Origin of the sequence: uncultured Campylobacter sp. (genome assembly GCF_938018145.1) — a bacterium.
Taxonomy (GTDB): Bacteria; Campylobacterota; Campylobacteria; order Campylobacterales; family Campylobacteraceae; genus Campylobacter_A.
On sequence record NZ_CALIII010000373.1, the window covers coordinates 1 to 3,376 of the forward strand.

The 3,376-nt window shown below is 52.7% G+C and carries 3 protein-coding genes; all 3 read left to right on the forward strand.

All coding sequences use genetic code 11. From position 1 onward, the window contains the following. Positions 1 to 294 precede the first annotated feature (294 nt). On the forward strand, positions 295 to 1,992 hold the full coding sequence (locus Q0338_RS08545) for an acetolactate synthase large subunit (protein ID WP_298086382.1): 1,698 nt from the start codon (positions 295 to 297) through the stop codon (positions 1,990 to 1,992). Positions 1,993 to 2,000: 8 nt separating this feature from the next. Further along, on the forward strand, positions 2,001 to 2,462 hold the full coding sequence (gene ilvN, locus Q0338_RS08550) for an acetolactate synthase small subunit (RefSeq protein ID WP_163026421.1): 462 nt from the start codon (positions 2,001 to 2,003) through the stop codon (positions 2,460 to 2,462). Continuing rightward, positions 2,462 to 3,376: UDP-3-O-(3-hydroxymyristoyl)glucosamine N-acyltransferase (gene lpxD, locus Q0338_RS08555; protein WP_298086381.1), on the forward strand; the 915-nt coding region annotated here is incomplete at its 3' end. The genes ilvN and lpxD, both read left to right, overlap by 1 nt.

Here is a 3,376-nt window from a genome sequence, read left to right on the forward strand (position 1 = left end):
AGCAGAGCGTAATTCAAGCCCCTTCCCCCTTAACAAGAATGATTGGCTTACACAAAAAGCTTAGTGCACAACACCAAATTTAACCAAACCAAATTTAGCGTTTTAAAGATGCAGGTCTCGGCGCGTAAAATTTAAAAAATTATCCAAATTTGAATCCCTCTAAATTTCGCTCATAAATTTACTCAAATTTAAGCCCTTGCAAAGTACGGCCCAAATTCTAAGCCCGATTTTACGCGTTTTTAAACCTTAAAGCTGTATAATCGGGGTCAAATTTATCAAAAGGCGATACAGATGATAAAAGGCATTTCTGGCTCGCGCATGGTGATGGAAGCCTTGCGCGAGGAGGGCGTAGAGACGGTTTTTGGTTACCCCGGCGGCGCGGCGCTAAACATCTACGACGAGACGTACAAGCAGAGTTATTTCAAGCACGTTTTGACGCGTCACGAGCAAGCCGCCGTGCACGCTGCAGACGGCTACGCGCGCGCTAGCGGCAAGGTCGGAGTGGCGTTTGTAACGAGCGGCCCCGGCTTTACAAACGCGGTCACGGGCCTAGCCACCGCATACTCGGATAGCATTCCGCTTATATTAATCAGCGGCCAGGTTCCGACCTCGCTTATCGGCACGGACGCCTTTCAGGAGATCGACGCCGTGGGTATCTCGCGCCCGTGCGTGAAGCACAACTACCTCGTGCGCAGTATCGAGGAGCTACCCCGCATCCTAAAAGAGGCCTTTTATATCGCTCGCTCGGGACGCCCGGGGCCCGTTCACGTCGATATCCCAAAGGATATAACCGCGGCCGTTGGGGATTTTGATTACCCGACCGAGATAAAGATGCCGACGTACAAACCGACCTACAAAGGCAACGCAAAGCAGATCAAAAAGGCGCTCGAAGTCATCGCCGAGGCCAAACGCCCGCTACTCTATCTAGGAGGCGGCGTCGTAGCGGCGAACGCTAGCGAGCTCGTGCGTAAATTTAGCGCAAAGACGGGCATCCCAGCGGTCGAAACGCTGATGGGGCTTGGCGTCCTAGCGCACGAGGATAAAAATCTACTCTCGATGGTCGGCATGCACGGCAGCTACGCAGCAAACATGGCGATGAGCGAGACCGATCTCATCATTGCGCTTGGCGTGCGGTTTGACGACCGCGTGACGGGCAAGCTCAGCGAATTTGCCAAACACGCCAAAATCATCCACGTCGATATCGACCCTAGCTCGATCTCAAAGATCGTAAACGCGCACTTCCCGATCGTAGGCGATCTAAACTGCGTCCTAGAAGAGATGGTGGAAAAAGTAAGCGTAAACGAGCAAAATTTGACCGCGTGGCACGAGATACTAGCTAGGTACGACGCGCTAAATCCGCTGGATTACAAAGATAGCGACGAGATCATAAAACCGCAGTGGGTCGTGCGCGAAACGGCTAAAATTTTAAAAGAATCTGGCAAAGACGCCGTGATCGCCACCGACGTCGGCCAGCACCAGATGTGGGTCGCGCAGTTTTATCCGTTTGATAGGCCGCGCCAGCTGATAACTAGCGGAGGCCAGGGGACTATGGGCTTTGGCCTGCCGGCGGCCGTCGGAGCGAAGGCGGCAAAGCCCGAAAACATCGTCGTAAATTTCACCGGCGACGGCTCGATCCTCATGAATATCCAAGAGCTGATGACCGCCACCGAGATCGGCAAACCCGTCATCAACATCATCTTAAATAACAATTTCCTAGGCATGGTGCGCCAGTGGCAGACCTTTTTCTACGGCGAGCGCTACTCCTCGACCGACCTTAGCTTGCAGCCTGATTTTGCAAAGATCGCAGAGGGCTTTGGCGGAGCGGGCTTCGTGTGCCGCACGAAGGACGAGTTTCGCTCCGCGCTAAAAGAGGCGATGGCCTGCGGTAAAACAGCAGTGCTAGACGTACGCGTGGATAGATTTGAGGACGTACTGCCGATGGTTCCTGCGGGCGCGGCGATATACAACATGATCTTAAAAAGCAAGGAATAAAAATGAGCATAAGAAGAGTGATTTCAGTCATCGTGCTAAACGAGCACGGCGTTTTATCGCGCATTTCCGGGCTTTTTGCGGGGCGCGGATACAACATCGACACGCTCACGGTAGCACCCATCCCAGGCACCGAGCTTTCTCGTATCAGCATCGTTACTAGCGGCGACGAGCGCGTGCTCGAGCAGATCGTAAAGCAACTACACAAGCTAATACCGACCTATAAAGTCATCGAAAGCGGCGAATTCGTCGAAAAGGAAATGGCGCTCGTTAAAATCCCGCTTAGCGAAAATTTCGGCGGACTGGACGCGATACTAAAGGCCTACAACGGCATCGTAGCCAACACCAACGAAAACTACATCGTCGTCATGGTCAGCGACGACGCGAGCAGGATAGAAAATTTCCTCAAAGCTATCAAAAAATTTAACCCCACAGACGTCGTGCGCGGCGGCTCGGTGCTAATGGATCTGTGATGAAACTAAGCGAAATTTATAAAATTTTAGGACTGGAATTTAGCGGCGAGGAGCTAGAGATCACGGCTCTAAATTCGCTCTCAAACGCAGGATCTAGCGAGCTAGGCTACTGCGACAGCGAGAAAAACGCTAAATTTATCGAGGGCTCAAAGGCGGGCGCGATTTTGGTCGCGTCAAATTTAAAAGATCTTGCCAGCGCGCAAAGCAGGGCGGTAGTGGTAGAAAACCCGCACCTTGCCTTTGCTATTTTGAGCGAATATTTTGCAAAAGAGCTTCTAGCCTCCAAGCCGCAGCCGGCTCAAATTTCGCCAAGCGCAAAGATAATGCCAAACGTTTACGTGGGCTCTGGCGCCATAATCGGCGATAACACGCTCGTGATGGCGGGCGCCTACGTCGGTGACAATGTAAAAATCGGCGCAAACTGCGTCATCCACCCAAACGTCGTCATCTATAACGACACCGTTATCGGCAACGGCTGCCGCATCAACGCAAACGCCGTCATCGGTAGCGACGGCTTTGGCTACGCGCACACGAAAACGGGCGAACACGTGAAAATTTACCACAACGGCAACGTCGTTTTAGAGGATTTCGTCGAGATCGGCGCATGCACGACGATAGACCGCGGCGTGTTTGAAAGCACGGTCGTAAAAGCATACGCCAAGATCGACAACCTCGTGCAAATCGGCCACAACTGCGAGATAGGCTACGGCTCGATACTGGTTTCGCAGGTAGGGCTCGCAGGATCTACCAAGCTTGGACGCAACGTCGTGATGGGCGGACAAAGCGGCTCGGCGGGGCATTTGAGAGTCGGCGACTTTGCCCAGATAGCAGCGCGTGGCGGTGTGTCAAAAGATATCGCCGGCGGTAAAAAATACGCGGGCGCATATCCGATAATGGAACTAGCCGATTTTTTC